This window comes from Faecalibacillus faecis, assembly GCF_003024675.1.
Lineage (GTDB): Bacteria > Bacillota_I > Bacilli_A > Erysipelotrichales > Coprobacillaceae > Faecalibacillus > Faecalibacillus faecis.
The window spans coordinates 122984-139238 of the sequence record NZ_PYLP01000004.1; the positions used below are offsets into that span (position 1 = coordinate 122984).

Genomic DNA, 16255 nt, shown 5'->3' on the forward strand with positions numbered 1-16255 from the left:
ATTATAAAATAATAAAACAATAAAATAAAAAAATAAAAAATAAGAAAAATGGAGAATAATTATGAAAACGATAGATAATGAAAAATACACAAAAGATGAAAAACTAATGAAAATATTTGATGATGAATATAACAAGTTATCAGAAACATGTAGAGAATATAAAAATATAAAATATCTTTCAAAGAATAGGAAATTTTATAAATTATATATTGATACAATTTGTAATCTTACCTTTGATATGATGAGTTTTAAAACAATACAAAAGGTTGCTTATAAGTTATTTAATCAATTTAATTGGGTTGGTAATGCATGTGGAATTTATTTGGAATTAATTTTTAATGTGTTAGTTGAAACTGCAAAATGTAAAGAATATAAAAATGAAGATAAAGAAGCCATTCTTGATTGTATTGAAGATATTTCAACTTATATAAAAGCAAGTGTTAATGGTAAATATGAAAAATTTTGTGATGAAAATTATAATCCTTATTCTTTTGTTATTTCTAGTTCAAAAGGAGTAATTAAAAGTTCAAATGAAGCAACTATTAGAACGATTTGTATAAAAAATAATACTAAATTTATGAGAGACTTAATTCATGAATGCACACAAAATAAAGAAAGAAAACACAACAAATTATTTGTAGTTAATCAAGGGAGAATGTTGGAAATTATTTTTAATCATTTCCCTGTAAAACATTTTTCTAGTCTAGATTCATTTAATGATAAAACCTTTTTAGAACAATGTAATTATTTAAATGAATGGTTTAAATCAAATGACGTATCTGAAAGAGCACTTTCGATATTATTTGTTAGTTTCATTGATTTTTATGTATTTATTCAAAATAAAATGGATGAAAAAACTTATGAAAAAAATTTTTGTATATATGATGCTATCGCTCTTAAGTATGAATATTTGTCAAGATATTTAAAAAAAGGTGTCAAAATATATAACTATAATATTTATGATACCCCTCCATTTGAGGATGATTTCTTGTTAAAACCACAAAAAATGGCACTTCATCAAAATGGACAAGATACAATTATTAAATATATTGATTTTACATGTATTAATAATAAACATATTAGGCAGATAGTTAAAGAAATGTTTTGGTTTGATACATCACATGTAATTACTGCAAGAAAAAAAACATATAGTTTTTTAACTGATATATTAAATGATTTTTTTGATGGACAATATGGAGAAATTTCTGAAAATCATATTCCGCCAGTTACATTAGCGATGATAATTGAAATTAAATCTAACTATGCAAATGAATCAGAAGCAAGATATGAAACAAGAATGTTTATGTTAAATTATTTTTTGAGATATATCGAGCGTGAGCTGAATGTTGAAATTGATAAGGCTGCACTAGCACTCTTAAAAATGAATACCAGAACAAAAAATGCTTATAAAGAAAGTTATACAAGAAAAGAATTACAAGATATAATAGATGCTTTTAAAGAAGAAAGTGACAATGCAAGTGAAGATAAAAAAACAGAATATTATTTATACTATATTTTAATGAATATTTTTATTATTAATTCAATGAGAATATCTTCAATTATTAATTTAAAAGTTGATTCATTAAAAATGTTACTTGATAGTGATAATGAGCAAGGAAAAGAATATGCACTTCAGGTATCAACAAAAACGAGTGGAACAAAAGAAAAAGTAATTAATATTTCTCCAAAAACTAAGAAATTTTTTGATATGGCTTTGGAAGCAACAAAAGAAATAAGAAAGTCAGCAAAGAATGCTGATAAAGAATACTTGTTTATATACAAACAAAAAAATTTCAATATAATTTCGAGAATTAGTAAAAGTGTAATAGCACAGTATTTTCAAAAAATATGTGAAAAATATAATATCCGATATTTAACTTTTTCAGGAATAAGAAATTCATATATGCAATCACTATCAGAACATCTATATAAAAAATCTGAAAATGAAAAAAATAATATAAAATATATTGAGGCACTATCTGGGCATAGAGCCGATGTACATTGGGCTAACTATGATAAAGTGGATATTAGAGAGTTTTGCCAAACTTTTTATAATACAGAAATTGGTGATGTAGAATTAAGTGGAAGTATTGGAAATAAAGAAAAAGAAATAAAAGAGCGTACTGTAGAGCAAGGTGCAGGTTATTGTGACAGCGGTGAATGTATGGTGGCAGGAAATTTAAGATGTTTATTATGTAAGAAATTTGTCACAACGGTAAATTGTATTCCTGATTTTGAATACATGGTTCAAGAAATAGACAAAAAGATAGAAAATGAAAAAATACAACATGAAAAGGAATTACTTTTCAATATAAAAAAAGTGTGTGTGTGTTATTTAGAAAAATTATACGAGAGAAAAAGAATATTAAATGGACAAGCTTAAAAAGAAAACAATAAAAATCATAAAAGAATAGAGGAAAAAATATATGAAAACAAATGACTTTAATAATCAAAATATTTTAAATGATAATAATAAAAACAATGATAGCTGGAATTCCGTTGTACAATGGAATTTTGAACAATTTTTACCAAAAGCAAAAGAAGGAGTTCTAGATGTTATCGAAAGAAATAAAGTATTTACTATAAGAGGTGTTACCATTAATTTTGATGACGATATTTGGGACTTATCATCTCTTCGTGTTGAAGGTAAAAGTGGCAAATGTTTTTTCAACTTTAGAGAAAATAAGTACTACAATTATAAACTTAAAGAGAATGAAAAACTTATTACTAAATTTTATATCTTTACTTTATTTGGCAAAAAAAATATAAATAATATTAGAAATAGCATACTCCTTATGCCAATAAAAATTTTTAAGTATATGGAGGATAATAATATTAGTAATATTTCTCAACTTAATGTTGATGATTATAAGGGAATAGTAAGTATGGTAAGTCCTGCAGCTACCAATAGAGAAAAAGGGTCAATTATTCAATTTTTAACTTTTTACAGTCTTTTCTTTGAAAAGGTATATACAGGGGATGTTGCAAAATGGTTGAATCAAAGAGACCGTCAAGGTGAAAGACTAATGAAAGAAGCAGGAAAAACAAAATTATTACCGACTCCCTTTTATAAAAAATTAGATACACTTTTATATAATCTTTGTTTAAATGAAAGCTTCTGTATTGATAACATAACTAAAAATAGTGAAGAAAATATTAAACCTGAAAAAAATAATAAGCCGACTCCTTTTGTTATTAGGATGCTTGCGGGATTATTTTATATTGAAACACAGACTGGTTTGCGTGCATCTGAATTAAGTATTCTTCGTGTTGGAGATTTAAAAATGATGGAATTTGACGGAAAAGAATGTGGAAGTTTATATTACAGAATCACAAAAACTGCTAGAGGGAAAAATCAAAATTATAATATTGCCAATACTAATGCAAATAAAAAAATGTGTGACGTTTTCAATAAAATCGTAGAATTAGGAAAAGATGAAAGAGAAAAATATAATACTGATTTATTAGTTCCTGCAACATTAATTAATAATCATTTAACACTACATTCTGTAGTAAAAAATATTCCAGCTCCTACTTTATTAAGAATCCTTCATAGTTTTTGTATCAAATATTCTAAATATTTGGGAATAATTAATACTCCTGATGCAAATCAGTTTCATGGAAAAAATATTGTGGATTTTGAAAATGAAAACAGTAATAGAACTACGAATCCTTTATATTCTAAAAAATATATGTTGTTTGATGGAGAAGACCCTATTCAAAAAAACGGATTGAAAGATAAAGATGTTATCAGTCTTCCAATTTTTAAACAATTTCGTGTCTATGCTTGCACATACTATTTTGTAAATCATGTCGATTCAAGAACCCGTGCTAGTATAAAAGGACATCATAAGCCTGCAATGTTAAATTATTATGCTAGACCAAGAGATGATATTCAAAATGAAATCAGTTTAAAAAAAGAACTTATTTATGAAGTTTCAACTCAAAATAGTAACATTCTTGGTAGTAAAGCAATTGATTTACAGCAAAAATTGGAAGTCTTTTTAAGAAGAAATGAAAAGGGAATATACAGTTTTGATAATATAGAAGATAATATAGAGGATATTATTGAATTCCTTGATGAAGAAGTAAGCATTACTAAAAAATTTGGTGGTTTTTGTATGAAATCACATCCTGATAGAAAATGTCACTATGGAGTTGATGAACACGCCGACAAATATCTATGTGCGTCAGGTGTATGTCCTTATCATTGTTTTATGTATTTCAATTTACCTGAAACGATTGAAAAGTTTGAAGATTTGAAAGCTTCATATCGATATAATCTTGAAAATGGATGGAAAAATGCTTCTCAAAAAGAAAGAAATAAATTGATTTATCTTATTGATAGTACATTGATTCCGCAACTTGACGAAACAGATAAGGTTATTAAAAAACATTCAATTGATTGGGTCATTGAAAAGCATCCTGAAATGGAAAATTATATAGACACTGTTAAATGGAGACGCGATGCAGAAGAATGGAAAAATAAATTACAAAGTGACAGTGTCAATTAAACAAGTTAAATAAAATATTAAAAATGAAAATAAAGATAGAAAAGAGGATAATAAATATGGAATCAAAAATGAATACAGCTTTAAATAATAAAGATAGAGAAACTGAAGTATATGTTATTGAAAAACATGATAATGACATTGGAAAAATTGAACGTAATTTAAGAAAAAATCTTGAAACTATTGGTGTGACTTATGATGATTTAAACCCTAAGCTAAAAGAACATTTTCAAAAAATAGAAGGCATTATTATTAATACTTTTGAAACTCAAAAGAATGCTCAAAAGATGCTAAAGAATAATAATTTGAAATTAAAGAATATTTCAAAAAAAAGTGAAATTTCTAGACAAACATTTTATAATAATCCAATTTTGAAAGATTATATTGAATTGAGAGATAAAGAGTTTCAAAAAACAAACGTATTTTCAGTTAATGAAGACAAAACAAATGAAATCAGACGTTTAAATGATGAGTTGAATATGTTCAAAAACAGAGATTTTCAATATATGAATATGAAAGAAGAACGTGATTCGTTACTTAAAGAAATTGAGCAATTAAAAATCTATATTAAAAAACTAGAAAATGAAAAGAAGGAAAGTGGATTGAATTAGATATTGAAGGTAATATATAGTAAGGATAGAAAATTTCAAAATGAGATATAAAAATATAAGATATTGAAATATTAAAAAAGTTAGTGTTTTTTCAGTAAATAGAATGCACTAACTTTTTTTCTTGTTTTCTATTGCTATTATTTTTACAATTAAAATGATGTGGCGAGGCGAACGTAAAGATTGTCATTAACATAATTATAGTTCATAGCACCATCCCCCAAATTTAGACGATAGATACGATTTTCATTAAATTGGGACGACGACCAATATAAACGAGACAAACCCTTACTTGAATAATTTGATTTAGTAATACCTAATTGTCCAGCAAATGCTGCCAACTCTTGTCTTGATGGCACGAACCATCCGTTATTAGCTTGAGCTTTTATTTGTCCCCAAATATCTTTGTGGTCAGTGCATGCATTTTGTTCGCCATAAGCTTTGGCTTCCCATTTATTAATCATAGTAGCTGTGTTATCTTTACCTTTTCCAAATTCTCGACTTGTTGCAGTTTCATAATCATTCATTTTACCATAAGCAGCATTATACCAATCATAAGTTCCAGATAAGTTGCTTAACGACATGATGTGGAATCTTGAGTCTCCTACGCCGATTGGAGTTAAAACATCAGCAGTTCCTCCAAGCTTGTTATTATATTTTTTTTGACTAACATAATATGTCTTACTGTCTTTTTTATCGATAGTTGGAATTACATATGTTCCGTGTGTATTTGCCCACGAAACAGTTACATCATAATCGTTCCAAATACCACTCCCGCCAAAAAGCAAGTCTGCAAATATAATTCCATCCACGGTACCATCACCATCAATATCTGCATATTTACCTACTTGTGATTCTATTGTAGAAACCAATGGTTCTCCATTTGGACCAGATTTGATAGCCGTTGCATCATCATAATGATTTTTGAATTTATCAATAGCATCTGAATAAGCATTACCAACAGTAGCTATAAGCCCTGTTCCTTTTACTTTACCATTATCATCAATACTTTTTATACCGCCAACTAATAAAAGAAGAACAGCAATTACAAACACAGCAATTATCCATCCACCATATTCGTTAAATATTTTTCTCATATAATTACCAAATTCCTCCTTATTATATAAGGCTATAAAAATAGCATATCAAAATTTGTAAAGGAGGTTATAGAATATATAGATATTAATATGTATTAAGATAGCTGTGAATGAATCTTTGGAAGGTACTTTATTAAGTTATAAATGATAAAGTTTTATCATAAATGTGTAATATATAAAAGTAATAATTAGACATACTTTTATAAGTGTATTATTTATTAGTATTTAAACATAGAAAATATTTAGACATTTTCAAAAGTAATGATAAAAGAAAACTTTGATTTACAACATGTTAAAGAAGAGTTAGCAGATGTCATTATTTATAGCCAAGATTTGTTAGATAAACTTAATTTAGATGTTGATGAAATTGTTGATATGAAAATGGCAATGAATGAAAAGAAATATCCTGTTGAAAAGTGCAAAAGTAAATAAATATGTAACAAAGAAAAACGGATGTAATTCCGTTTTTTTTCGATATAAGGAATGAATTTGCATAAAAGCTGAATTCAGTATATAATTTTACAGTCACTAAGGAGGAATTTTATAATGGGAGACGCTATCAAACTTATCGGGATAGTTATTGTTATCATTGGTTTTGCCTTAAAATTTGATACATTAGCTACTGTAGTTGTTGCAGGTATCGTTACTGGTTTAGTTGGTGGAATGTCTATTATGGATATTTTATCAACACTTGGAGCTGCTTTCCTTACAAACCGTACTGCAACATTATTTATTTTAACATTACCAGTTATTGGTATATGTGAACGTATGGGACTTCGTGATAAAGCTGTTGATTTTATCAGAGGTATCAAGAGTGCGACAACAGGTCGTTTATTATCAATTTGGCAAGTCATTCGTACAATTGCTTCAGCATTTTCATTACGTATTGGAGGACATCCACAATTTATCCGTCCTTTAATCAACCCAATGGCACAAGCATGTGCGATTGCTAAATATGGAGAAATTGATGAAAAAACTGAAGATGAAATTAAGGGGCTGGCAGCAGGAACAGAAAACTATGGGAATTTCTTTGCTCAAAACTGTTTCATGGGTTCATCAGGAACTTTATTAATTGTTTCGACTTTAAATGAAATCTTCAAATCACACAATATTGCTCAAGAAGTAACTGCTAATCAAATTGCTTTAAATTCAATTCCAATCGCTGTTATTTCAGTTATTGTGGGTATTGGTTATGCTTTATGGTATGATCGTAAATTAAAGAAACGTTTTAGTAAAAAGCAAGGAGGAGAAAAATAGTATGTTAGAAATAGATTGGAATACAAGTACAATTTTAGCAGAAGTTTTCTATTGTATTATTGGACTTATTTTTGCTTTTACGGGTGTCAGTGCTTTAAAAAATAAAGAAGTTGAAAAACGAATAACAACAGCAATCTTTTGGTTTATTTTAGCTATTACTTTCATTGTTGGACCTTATATTCCTACATGGATTACAGGGGCATGTATTATTGTTTTAGCTATCTTAACTGCTACTGGTTTAGTACAACCAGCAGCAATGAATATTCCTACTGCTAAAGAGACAAGAGAAAACGCAGATAAATATGGATATAAATCATTTATTCCACCTGTTGTTTTAGCTTTATCAGCAGTTGTTGTTGCAACATTCTTTACAAATTTAGGAGCAAACAATGCCATTGGTATTAGTGCTATTGTTGGTTTAATTGTTGCTTACTTTATTTTCAAACCTAAATTTTCTTTACCATTTAAGGATGGTATTCGTTTAACAGATAACGTAGGAACAACAGGTATCCTACCACAAGTTTTAGCAGCTTTAGGTTCATTATTTACAGCTGCTGGAGTAGGTGCTGTTATTGCTGCAGGAGTAGGCGCTATTATTCCTGAAGGAAATCATTTTATTGCCGTTGCTGTTTATTGTATTGGTATGGCTTTATTTACAATGATTATGGGTAATGGTTTTGCGGCCTTTGCAGTTATTACCGTGGGTATTGGTTATCCATTCTTAATCGCTCAAGGTGCTAATCCAGTTGTTGTTGGTGCTTTAGGTTTAACTGCAGGATATTGTGGTACATTAATGACACCAATGGCTGCAAACTTCAATATTATGCCAGCGGCTTTATTGGAAACGAAGAGTAAATATGCTATAATAATTTCACAATTACCAGTTGCGTTAATTATGTTAGCAATACACATTGTTTTAATGTATGTATTAGCTTTCTAGGAGGAAATGAAATGAAATTATTATTAACTGCATTTGATCCTTTTGGAGGAGAAAAAATCAATCCAGCTTTAGAAGCTGTCAAACGTGTTCAAGACAAAATTGGTGATCTTGAAATCGTTAAATTAGAAGTACCAACTGTTTTCTATAAATCAATTGATACAGTTACAAATGCTATTGAAAAAGAACATCCTGATGTCGTTTTATGTATTGGACAAGCAGGTGGTAGATTTGACTTAACACCAGAAAGAGTTGCTATCAATATTAATGATGCACGTATTCCTGATAATGAAGGAAATCAACCATTAAATGGACCTATCTTTGAAGATGGAGAAAATGCTTATTTTTCATCTTTACCAATCAAAGCAATGGTTGCTGAAATTAGAAAAGCAGATATTCCTGCAAGTGTTTCCAATTCGGCAGGAACTTATGTATGTAATCATCTAATGTATGGTGTTCTTTATACAATTGCTAAAAAATATCCATCAATGTGTGGAGGATTTATGCATGTACCATTTATTACAAGCCAAGTTGTTAATCGACCAACGAATGCACCAAGTTTATCACTTGATACAATTGTTAAAGGAATTGAAGCTGCTTGTAAAGCAATTGCTGAAAATCCAAAAGATATTGTTGCTGTTGAAGGGCATACACATTAGTTATCAAAAACTAGGGTTAGAAATAATTCTAGTTTTTTTATTTTGTCTGAAATATTTTGTTGAAATTTGAAAGATAATCTATTAAATTATTTATAGGGTTATTCTCATTTGAAAATAACGGAGGGCCTATGTTAGATTCATATCAAAGAAAAATAGATTATATGCGTATTTCCATTACAGATTGTTGTCATTTTCAATGTGCTTATTGTAAAAGTGATCATTCACGAAAATTAAAACATCAAGATATTTTATCTTATGAACAATTACTACTCATTGTTGATCAAGCTATCCAATTAGGAATTAATAAATTTAAAATTACAGGTGGGGAACCAACAATTAGAAAAGATTATCTTTTCTTTATTAAAGAATTAAAGAAAAGAGAGGTCGAAGTAACTTTAACGACGAATGGTTCTTTATTTACTAAAAAAGATTTAGATTGTTTAAAAGAAATAGGAATAGATGGTATTAATTTTTCAATAGATACATTAGATTTAAGAGAATATTTTTTATTGACGAGACAAGATTGTTTAGAAACAGTTTTAGATAATTTGTTTTATGCTTATCAACTTAAAATTCCTGTAAAAATAAATTGTGTGCTGGATGATACCTTTCATTTAAAGCGTTTGAATGATCTATTGGAATTGATTAAAGATAAAAAAATAGCAGTACGTTTTATTGAACTCATGCCTTTAAATAGAGAACAACGAAATCAAAAAATAAGAGATGTTATAAAGTATTTAAAGGAATATCCAATTCAAGAATGTCTAGATAAATTAGGAAATGGCCCAGCGCATTATTATACAATAGAAGGTTATGCTGGTTATATTGGTTTTATTGAAGCATTACATTATAAGTTTTGTCATCAATGTAATCGTCTTCGTTTAACAAGTACAGGAAAGATCAAGCCCTGTTTGTTTTATGAAGAAATGTATGATTTGAAGCCGTATCTTAATAATGAAAAACAATTGCGTTTACATCTTGAAAAAGCAATTGAATTAAAACCAAAAGAACATCATTTTGAAGAAGATATTTCTTATACAAGAATGAATGAAATAGGAGGATAATATGGATTTTACACACTTTGATGAAAATGGAAATGCTATTATGATAGATGTATCTTCAAAAGACACCACTCAAAGAAGTGCTCTTGCTTCTGGTGAAATTTATGTTGGTAAAGAAATACTTGAGAAAATTGAAAATCATCAAATGAAAAAAGGTGATGTTCTTTCAGTGGCAAGAATTGCTGGAATTATGGCAGTAAAGAAAACCAGTGATATTATTCCTTTATGTCATCCTTTACTTTTAAGCAAGATTACAGTGGACTTTAATATCAATCATGAAAAAGAAGTGATTGAAACTTATTGTAAAGTTACATGTCTAGGAAAAACTGGGGTTGAAATGGAAGCACTTCATGGCGTGAGTGCAACTTTGCTTACGATTTATGATATGTCAAAGGCTGTTAGTAAAGAAATGGAAATTAAAAATATTCATTTAGTTAGTAAAAGTGGTGGAAAGAGTGGTGACTTTAAGTGGCAGGAAAAGTAAAAGCAATTTGTTTAAGTAAAAAAAAAGGTACAGCAAAAATACCTGTTGAAAAAATCGAAGTTATTGAAAATTACGGCTTTAAAAATGATGCACATGCGGGTTCTTGGCATCGTCAGGTTTCCTTGTTATCTTATGAAACAAGAGAAGCGTTTAAACAAATGGTTTCTACTGTTGAAGATGGTTCCTTTGGTGAAAATTTACTTATTTCAGGAATTGATTTTAATGAAATTGAAATAGGAACCTGTCTTAAAATTGGTGATGTTATCCTTGAAATTACTCAACTAGGAAAAAGCTGCCATGATCACTGTGCCATTTACCATCAAGTAGGAAAATGTATTATGCCCACAAATGGCTTATTTTCACGTGTTTTAAAAGGAGGAACAATTCAGTTGAATGACTCAGTTGAAGTTTTAAAAGAAAGAGATAAACGTTTACGTGTTGCGATTTTAACACTTTCTGATAAAGGTAGTCAGGGTTTAAGAGAAGATTTAAGTGGGTCTTACATTCAAGATTATTTTAAAAAAAGAGGCTATTATGTCACTTCTTATGAAATCTTACCTGACGAACAAGTTTTAATTGAACAAGCATTGATTAATTTATCTGATCGTTGTCATAATGATTTGATTATTACTACTGGTGGAACAGGGTTAAGTATGCGAGATGTCACACCAGAAGCTACACTAAAAGTAGCGACACGAAATGTACCAGGCATCAGTGAAGCAATTCGCTATGAATCAATGAAATATACCAATCGTGCCATGCTTTCAAGAGGCGTATCTGTTTTAAGAAATCAAACGTTGATTATTAATTTGCCAGGAAGTTTAAAAGCTGTCAAAGAAAGTTTAGATATTATTATTGATCCTTTAAAACATGGTTTAGAAATTTTAAAAGGAGAGGCACATAATTGTGCTCGAAAAGATGGTTGATTTATCACCTCTTTATATTTCTTTAAAAACAGCAATTATTACAATTATCATTACTTTCTTTTTAGGTTTATTTCTTGCAAAATGGACGTTGAATAGAAAACATGATTTAACGAAAATTATTTTAGACGGTATTTTTACCATGCCTCTTGTTTTACCACCAACAGTTATGGGATTTTTCTTACTAATGATCTTTGGGGTTAATCAACCTATTGGAAAACTTTTTCTTCATGTTTTTCATTATAAAATTGCTTTTAGTTTTTCAGCAACAGTTATTGCTGCTGTCGTGATTTCTTTTCCTTTAATGTATCGTAGTGCCAAAGCGGCCATGGAACAAATAGATCATGATTTAATTGACGCAGGAAGAACACTGGGAATGTCAGAAAAACGCATTTTCTTTACAGTCATTTTACCTGAAGCTATGCCAGGGATTATTAGTGGGGGTGTTCTATCTTTTGCAAGAGGTTTAGGGGAATTTGGAGCAACGGCTATGCTTGCAGGAAATATAGTTGGAAAAACAAGAACTTTACCTTTAGCGGTCTATAGTGAAGTCATGTCAGGAAATTACGATAATGCAGGTGTTTATGTTTTTATTATCGTTGTTATTTGTTTGATAGCTGTTGTTGGTGTCAATGTTTATCAATACTCTATTAAGAAAAAAAGGAGTTTTTAGATGAAATTAGAAGTTGTAATCTTTAAAAAATTGTCAGAATACGATTTAGATGTCTGTTTTGAAAGTCATGAAGACCGCCTTGGTTTAATGGGACCAAGTGGAAGTGGAAAAAGTATGGTTTTAAAATGTATTGCTGGAATTATGACACCGGATGCAGGACGTATTGTTTTAGATGATGAAGTTTTATTTGACAGTGATTTAAAAATTAATATTTCCCCACAAAAAAGAAAAATAGGATACATGTTTCAAAATTACGCATTATTTGATCATATGAATGTTTATCAAAACATTGCTGCTCCTTTAAAAGCGCATCATGAAGATAAACAAGTGATTAAAGAAAAAGTTCAACAAATCATGAAAGACTTTCAAATAGGTGATTTACAAAAAAGATATCCTCGTCAGCTTTCAGGAGGACAAAAACAACGCGTTGCTTTAGCGCGGTTACTTGTTTATGATACAAATCTTGTTTTATTAGATGAACCCTTTAGTGCCTTAGATGAATCATTAAAGGAAATACTTTTAAATGAAACAAAGAAAAAATTAATTGAATATCAAAAGAAATGTCTGTTTGTAACACATAGTCTAAAGGAAATGGAAATGATGTGTGATAATAAATTAAAAATAAAAAGAGGGAGATTGGAATAATGAAAAAGTTATTAAGTTTAATGTGTAGCTTATTAATGATTGTTACTTTATGTGGTTGTTCGTCAACTCAAGATCAACAAGAAGAAGCAACATTGACCCTTGCTGCTGCAGCAAGTTTGGAAAATACGTTTGAAGACAAACTTATTCCTGAATTTGAAAAAGAAAATCCAAATATCAAAGTTCAAGGTGTTTATGATTCAAGTGGTAAATTACAAATTCAAATTGAACAAGGATTAAAGGCAGATGTTTTCTTTTCTGCAGCAACAAAACAAATGGATGCTCTTGTTGATGAAAAATACATCAATAAAAAGGATGTTGTTGATTTATTAGAAAATAAACTTGTTTTAATTACTGGTAAACAAACAACAACAGAAGTAAAAGATTTTGTTAATATCGCAAAAGCAGAAACAATTGCGATTGGAAATCCTGAAGTTGTACCTGCTGGTCAATATGCAAAAATGGCATTAACTCATTTAGGGCTCTATGATGCTTTAAGTTCAAAATATAGTTTAGGGGGAAATGTCACTGAAGTATTAAACTGGGTTGCTTCGTCTTCAAGTGAAGTAGGTATTGCTTATTCAACAGATGCTAAAAGCAGTAAAGATGTAAAAGTCCTTGCAACATGTGAAAATAGTTTATTAGATGAACCTATTATTTACCCAGTTGCAAAACTTGCAAAAACAAAACATAGTGATGAAACTGAAAAATTCATAAAATTCATTCAAAAGAAATCTTCTTTAAAACAATTTGAAAATTACGGATTTACTGTTAATAAATAACATGAAAGAAATTAAAACAGAAGATGCCATAGGTAGTGTTCTCTGCCATGATATCACAGAAATTGTAAAAGACCAAAGAAAAGGGTCACGTTTTAAAAAGGGCCATATTATTAAAGAAGAAGATATTGAAGTATTATTGAATTTAGGGAAAGAACATCTTTATGTTTTTGAAAAAGATGAAACAATGATACATGAAAATGATGCAGCAGAAATATTATGTAATCTTTGTTTCAATGAATATATGAAAAAAAGCGCTATTAGTGAAGGAAAGATTGAACTTACAAGTACAATTGATGGATTGTTTAAAGTAAATCGAGAAGAACTTTTTAAGGTCAATTCTTTTGGAAAAATGATGATTGCGACAAGACAAGGAAATGTACCTGTAAAAAAAGGAGATAAACTTGCAGGTATGCGTATTATTCCACTCGTTATTGAAAAAGAAAAGATGCAACAAATCCAAGAAAAAGTTCAAAAACCTATTTTAAAAATCATGCCTTATCAAATAAAAACAGCAGGAATTATTACTACAGGTTCAGAGGTTTATAAAGGGAGAATTAAAGATACATTTACGCCAGTCATCGTAGAAAAATTAAAAGAATACGGGGTAGAAGTTACTTACCATAGTTTATCATTAGATGACCATGAAATGACAACCAGTAAAATCAATGAAGCTTTAAAACAAGGAGTGGATCTTGTTTTATGCACAGGAGGAATGTCTGTTGATCCTGATGATAAAACACCACTGGCGATAAAAAACACAGGTGCAAAAATAATAAGCTATGGTGCACCTGTTCTCCCTGGAGCAATGTTTTTATTAAGTTATAAAGGTGATGTTCCAATTGTTGGATTACCAGGATGTGTCATGTATTCACGTCGAACAATCTTTGATGTTGTTTTACCAAGACTTCTTGCTAAAGATTTAATTACCAGTGACGAACTTGCTTTGCTTGGTGAAGGAGGACTTTGTTTAAATTGTCCTGTTTGTACTTTTCCAAATTGTGGACTTTCGAAAGGATAAAAATGACTTATAAAAATCCACAGAAATTTGATTTAAAGATTCGTCTTTATAACCAAGAAAAAAGCTTTGGTAAAGGTGTTTATGAACTGATGAAAAAAACGCAAAGTTTTGGTTCTTTATCAGGAGCTTACAAAGCTATGAAAATGTCAAATTCAAAGGCATGGAAAATTTTAAAAAGAGCGGAAGAGGATTTAGACATGCCTCTTGTTGAACGTATTAGTGGTGGTAAAGATGGTGGTGGTAGTAAACTTACTCAAGAAGGCGAAGAATTGTTAGAAAAGTATGAAAAATTTATTCAAGAAATGAATGAATATGCGAAGATTCGGTTTAAGGAGATTTTTGAAGATGAATAAACAGGAATATTTAATTATTACTTTTCATTCATTAGATGATGCAATGGATTTAGACGCTAAACAAACAGCTTCTATGAAAGGACGTTTAATTCCTAAACCATCTGTTATTGATGCAGGATGTGGCATGTGTTTTTCTTGTCAAAATAAAGAAATGGAAAAGTGGAAGATTTTTCTTGAAGAAAATCAAATTCATTATGAAAAAATAGTAAAGGTTGTGTTTTAAATGAAAGAAAAGCTTTATTGTAAAAGTGGTGGCTGTAGTGCTAAATTAGGCGCTAAAAAATTAACTCATATTTTAGAAAAAATCGCTAAATATCCCAATTCTAATTTACTTGTTGGCTTTGATAGTCATGACGATGCCTCTGTTTATCAAATAAATGAACATCAAGCCATTGTTTCAACACTTGATTTCTTTCCACCAATGGTAGAAGATCCTTATTTATTTGGACAAATTGCAGCAACGAATGCTTTAAGTGATGTTTATGCTATGGGTGGAACCCCTTTGACAGCTTTAAATATCGTTTGTTTTAACGATCAAGATGATTTAAATATTTTAGGAAAAATCATTGAAGGTGGAAATGATAAACTAAAAGAAGCTAAAGTTGTTTTATCAGGTGGTCATTCCATCAAAGATGAATCAACAAAATATGGCTTAAGTGTTACTGGAATAGTAGATCCAAGTAAAATGATTCAAAATAATGGAGTACAAGTGGGAGATACATTAATTCTTACTAAAAAATTAGGAGTAGGATTGACATTAAATGCTTATCGTTTAAATGATGCACGTCAAGAAATACTTGATGAGGTTTTTAAGAGCATGACAACACTTAATAAATATGCATTCGATGTTTTAAATAAATATACACTTCATGCTTTAACGGATGTCACTGGTTTTGGTTTACTTGTTCATTTAGATGAAATGCTAGATGAAAAGGCAAGTGCATTTTTAGATAAGAAAAGTATTCCCTATTTTAAGGATTGCCCTTATTATGTTAATGAATTTTATTTAAGTGGAGGCGGACAGCATAATCGCAATGCAATGAAAAATAAAGTTTGTTTTGATGAGGAAAACTTTGTTTTAGAAGAAATTCTTTATGATCCACAAACAAGTGGAGGACTTCTTGCCAGTGTTGCAAGTGACGATTTAGAAAATATTTTAAATGATTTTAACCAAGCAGGGCTTGCTTGTTATGTGATTGGTAGAATCGTTGAAAAAAATCAATTTGATATTTATGTACGTTAGGAGATTA

18 protein-coding genes are annotated in these 16255 nt (G+C 29.3%); 17 read left to right on the forward strand and 1 reads right to left on the reverse strand.

Annotation, left to right across the window (positions count from 1 at the left end):
• Positions 1–61: 61 nt before the first annotated feature.
• Genes C7U55_RS05350 through C7U55_RS05360 form a run of 3 tightly spaced genes read left to right on the forward strand, consistent with a single transcriptional unit; the run spans position 62 to position 5122 of the window.
• Entirely contained in the window at positions 62–2383 is a 2322-nt protein-coding gene (locus C7U55_RS05350) for a tyrosine-type recombinase/integrase (protein WP_106987676.1), read from the forward strand.
• A 43-nt stretch (positions 2384–2426) separates the two neighbouring features.
• Complete coding sequence (locus C7U55_RS05355) at positions 2427–4514, forward strand: hypothetical protein (RefSeq protein WP_106987677.1); 2088 nt, start codon at positions 2427–2429, stop codon at positions 4512–4514.
• 56 nt (positions 4515–4570) lie between these two features.
• Positions 4571–5122, forward strand: a complete 552-nt coding sequence (locus C7U55_RS05360; RefSeq protein ID WP_106987678.1) for a hypothetical protein — start codon at positions 4571–4573, stop codon at positions 5120–5122.
• Between the two features lie 149 nt (positions 5123–5271).
• Here the strand turns inward: C7U55_RS05360 and C7U55_RS05365 are convergent, their stop codons facing one another.
• Positions 5272–6174, reverse strand: coding sequence for a DUF1566 domain-containing protein (locus C7U55_RS05365; protein WP_146139610.1), 903 nt, complete (start codon positions 6172–6174; stop codon positions 5272–5274).
• Positions 6175–6477: 303 nt separating this feature from the next.
• Between C7U55_RS05365 and C7U55_RS05370 the strand changes: the two genes are divergently transcribed.
• From C7U55_RS05370 to selD, 14 genes are all read left to right on the forward strand, one after another.
• Complete coding sequence (locus tag C7U55_RS05370) at positions 6478–6648, forward strand: MazG-like family protein (protein ID WP_106987680.1); 171 nt, start codon at positions 6478–6480, stop codon at positions 6646–6648.
• Positions 6649–6762: 114 nt separating this feature from the next.
• Positions 6763–7473 carry a DUF969 domain-containing protein gene (locus tag C7U55_RS05375; RefSeq protein ID WP_106987681.1) on the forward strand — a complete coding sequence of 237 codons (711 nt, stop codon included), beginning with the start codon at positions 6763–6765 and terminating at the stop codon, positions 7471–7473.
• 1 nt (position 7474) lies between these two features.
• The gene (locus C7U55_RS05380; protein WP_106987682.1) at positions 7475–8413 is read left to right on the forward strand and encodes a DUF979 domain-containing protein; all 939 of its coding nucleotides are present in this window, start codon (positions 7475–7477) and stop codon (positions 8411–8413) included.
• Between the two features lie 11 nt (positions 8414–8424).
• Positions 8425–9069 carry a pyroglutamyl-peptidase I gene (pcp, locus tag C7U55_RS05385; RefSeq protein ID WP_106987683.1) on the forward strand — a complete coding sequence of 215 codons (645 nt, stop codon included), beginning with the start codon at positions 8425–8427 and terminating at the stop codon, positions 9067–9069.
• Between the two features lie 128 nt (positions 9070–9197).
• Positions 9198–10133 carry a GTP 3',8-cyclase MoaA gene (locus tag C7U55_RS05390; RefSeq protein ID WP_106987684.1) on the forward strand — a complete coding sequence of 312 codons (936 nt, stop codon included), beginning with the start codon at positions 9198–9200 and terminating at the stop codon, positions 10131–10133.
• Position 10134: 1 nt separating this feature from the next.
• A complete protein-coding gene (moaC, locus tag C7U55_RS05395; RefSeq protein ID WP_106987685.1) occupies positions 10135–10614 on the forward strand; it encodes a cyclic pyranopterin monophosphate synthase MoaC in 480 nt (159 codons plus the stop codon).
• On the forward strand, positions 10599–11540 hold the full coding sequence (locus C7U55_RS05400) for an MOSC domain-containing protein (protein ID WP_106987686.1): 942 nt from the start codon (positions 10599–10601) through the stop codon (positions 11538–11540). The genes moaC and C7U55_RS05400 overlap by 16 nt, the downstream gene beginning before the upstream one ends.
• Positions 11521–12210 carry a molybdate ABC transporter permease subunit gene (modB, locus tag C7U55_RS05405; RefSeq protein WP_239985168.1) on the forward strand — a complete coding sequence of 230 codons (690 nt, stop codon included), beginning with the start codon at positions 11521–11523 and terminating at the stop codon, positions 12208–12210. Before C7U55_RS05400 ends, modB begins: the two co-directional genes overlap by 20 nt.
• Positions 12211–12855: an ATP-binding cassette domain-containing protein gene (locus C7U55_RS05410; RefSeq protein ID WP_106987688.1), complete on the forward strand. Its 645-nt coding sequence runs from the start codon at positions 12211–12213 to the stop codon at positions 12853–12855.
• A complete protein-coding gene (gene modA, locus C7U55_RS05415; RefSeq protein WP_106987689.1) occupies positions 12855–13634 on the forward strand; it encodes a molybdate ABC transporter substrate-binding protein in 780 nt (259 codons plus the stop codon). Before C7U55_RS05410 ends, modA begins: the two co-directional genes overlap by 1 nt.
• 1 nt (position 13635) lies before the next feature.
• The gene (locus C7U55_RS05420) at positions 13636–14652 is read left to right on the forward strand and encodes a molybdopterin-binding protein (RefSeq protein ID WP_106987690.1); all 1017 of its coding nucleotides are present in this window, start codon (positions 13636–13638) and stop codon (positions 14650–14652) included.
• Positions 14653–14654: 2 nt separating this feature from the next.
• Positions 14655–15005, forward strand: a complete 351-nt coding sequence (locus C7U55_RS05425; RefSeq protein ID WP_106987691.1) for a winged helix-turn-helix domain-containing protein — start codon at positions 14655–14657, stop codon at positions 15003–15005.
• Positions 14998–15228: a DUF3343 domain-containing protein gene (locus tag C7U55_RS05430; protein ID WP_158560160.1), complete on the forward strand. Its 231-nt coding sequence runs from the start codon at positions 14998–15000 to the stop codon at positions 15226–15228. Before C7U55_RS05425 ends, C7U55_RS05430 begins: the two co-directional genes overlap by 8 nt.
• On the forward strand, positions 15229–16248 hold the full coding sequence (gene selD, locus C7U55_RS05435) for a selenide, water dikinase SelD (protein WP_106987693.1): 1020 nt from the start codon (positions 15229–15231) through the stop codon (positions 16246–16248).
• Positions 16249–16255 lie beyond the last annotated feature (7 nt).

What these genes read in the sequence shown, in the direction of transcription:
- C7U55_RS05350 (WP_106987676.1), top strand. Translation starts at nt 62, where the DNA reads ATGAAAACGATAGATAATGAAAAATACACAAAAGATGAAAAACTAATG.
- C7U55_RS05355 (WP_106987677.1), top strand. Translation starts at nt 2,427, where the DNA reads ATGAAAACAAATGACTTTAATAATCAAAATATTTTAAATGATAATAAT.
- C7U55_RS05360 (WP_106987678.1), top strand. Translation starts at nt 4,571, where the DNA reads ATGGAATCAAAAATGAATACAGCTTTAAATAATAAAGATAGAGAAACT.
- C7U55_RS05370 (WP_106987680.1), top strand. Translation starts at nt 6,478, where the DNA reads ATGATAAAAGAAAACTTTGATTTACAACATGTTAAAGAAGAGTTAGCA.
- C7U55_RS05375 (WP_106987681.1), top strand. Translation starts at nt 6,763, where the DNA reads ATGGGAGACGCTATCAAACTTATCGGGATAGTTATTGTTATCATTGGT.
- C7U55_RS05380 (WP_106987682.1), top strand. Translation starts at nt 7,475, where the DNA reads ATGTTAGAAATAGATTGGAATACAAGTACAATTTTAGCAGAAGTTTTC.
- pcp (WP_106987683.1), top strand. Translation starts at nt 8,425, where the DNA reads ATGAAATTATTATTAACTGCATTTGATCCTTTTGGAGGAGAAAAAATC.
- C7U55_RS05390 (WP_106987684.1), top strand. Translation starts at nt 9,198, where the DNA reads ATGTTAGATTCATATCAAAGAAAAATAGATTATATGCGTATTTCCATT.
- moaC (WP_106987685.1), top strand. Translation starts at nt 10,135, where the DNA reads ATGGATTTTACACACTTTGATGAAAATGGAAATGCTATTATGATAGAT.
- C7U55_RS05410 (WP_106987688.1), top strand. Translation starts at nt 12,211, where the DNA reads ATGAAATTAGAAGTTGTAATCTTTAAAAAATTGTCAGAATACGATTTA.
- modA (WP_106987689.1), top strand. Translation starts at nt 12,855, where the DNA reads ATGAAAAAGTTATTAAGTTTAATGTGTAGCTTATTAATGATTGTTACT.
- C7U55_RS05420 (WP_106987690.1), top strand. Translation starts at nt 13,636, where the DNA reads ATGAAAGAAATTAAAACAGAAGATGCCATAGGTAGTGTTCTCTGCCAT.
- C7U55_RS05425 (WP_106987691.1), top strand. Translation starts at nt 14,655, where the DNA reads ATGACTTATAAAAATCCACAGAAATTTGATTTAAAGATTCGTCTTTAT.
- C7U55_RS05430 (WP_158560160.1), top strand. Translation starts at nt 14,998, where the DNA reads ATGAATAAACAGGAATATTTAATTATTACTTTTCATTCATTAGATGAT.
- selD (WP_106987693.1), top strand. Translation starts at nt 15,229, where the DNA reads ATGAAAGAAAAGCTTTATTGTAAAAGTGGTGGCTGTAGTGCTAAATTA.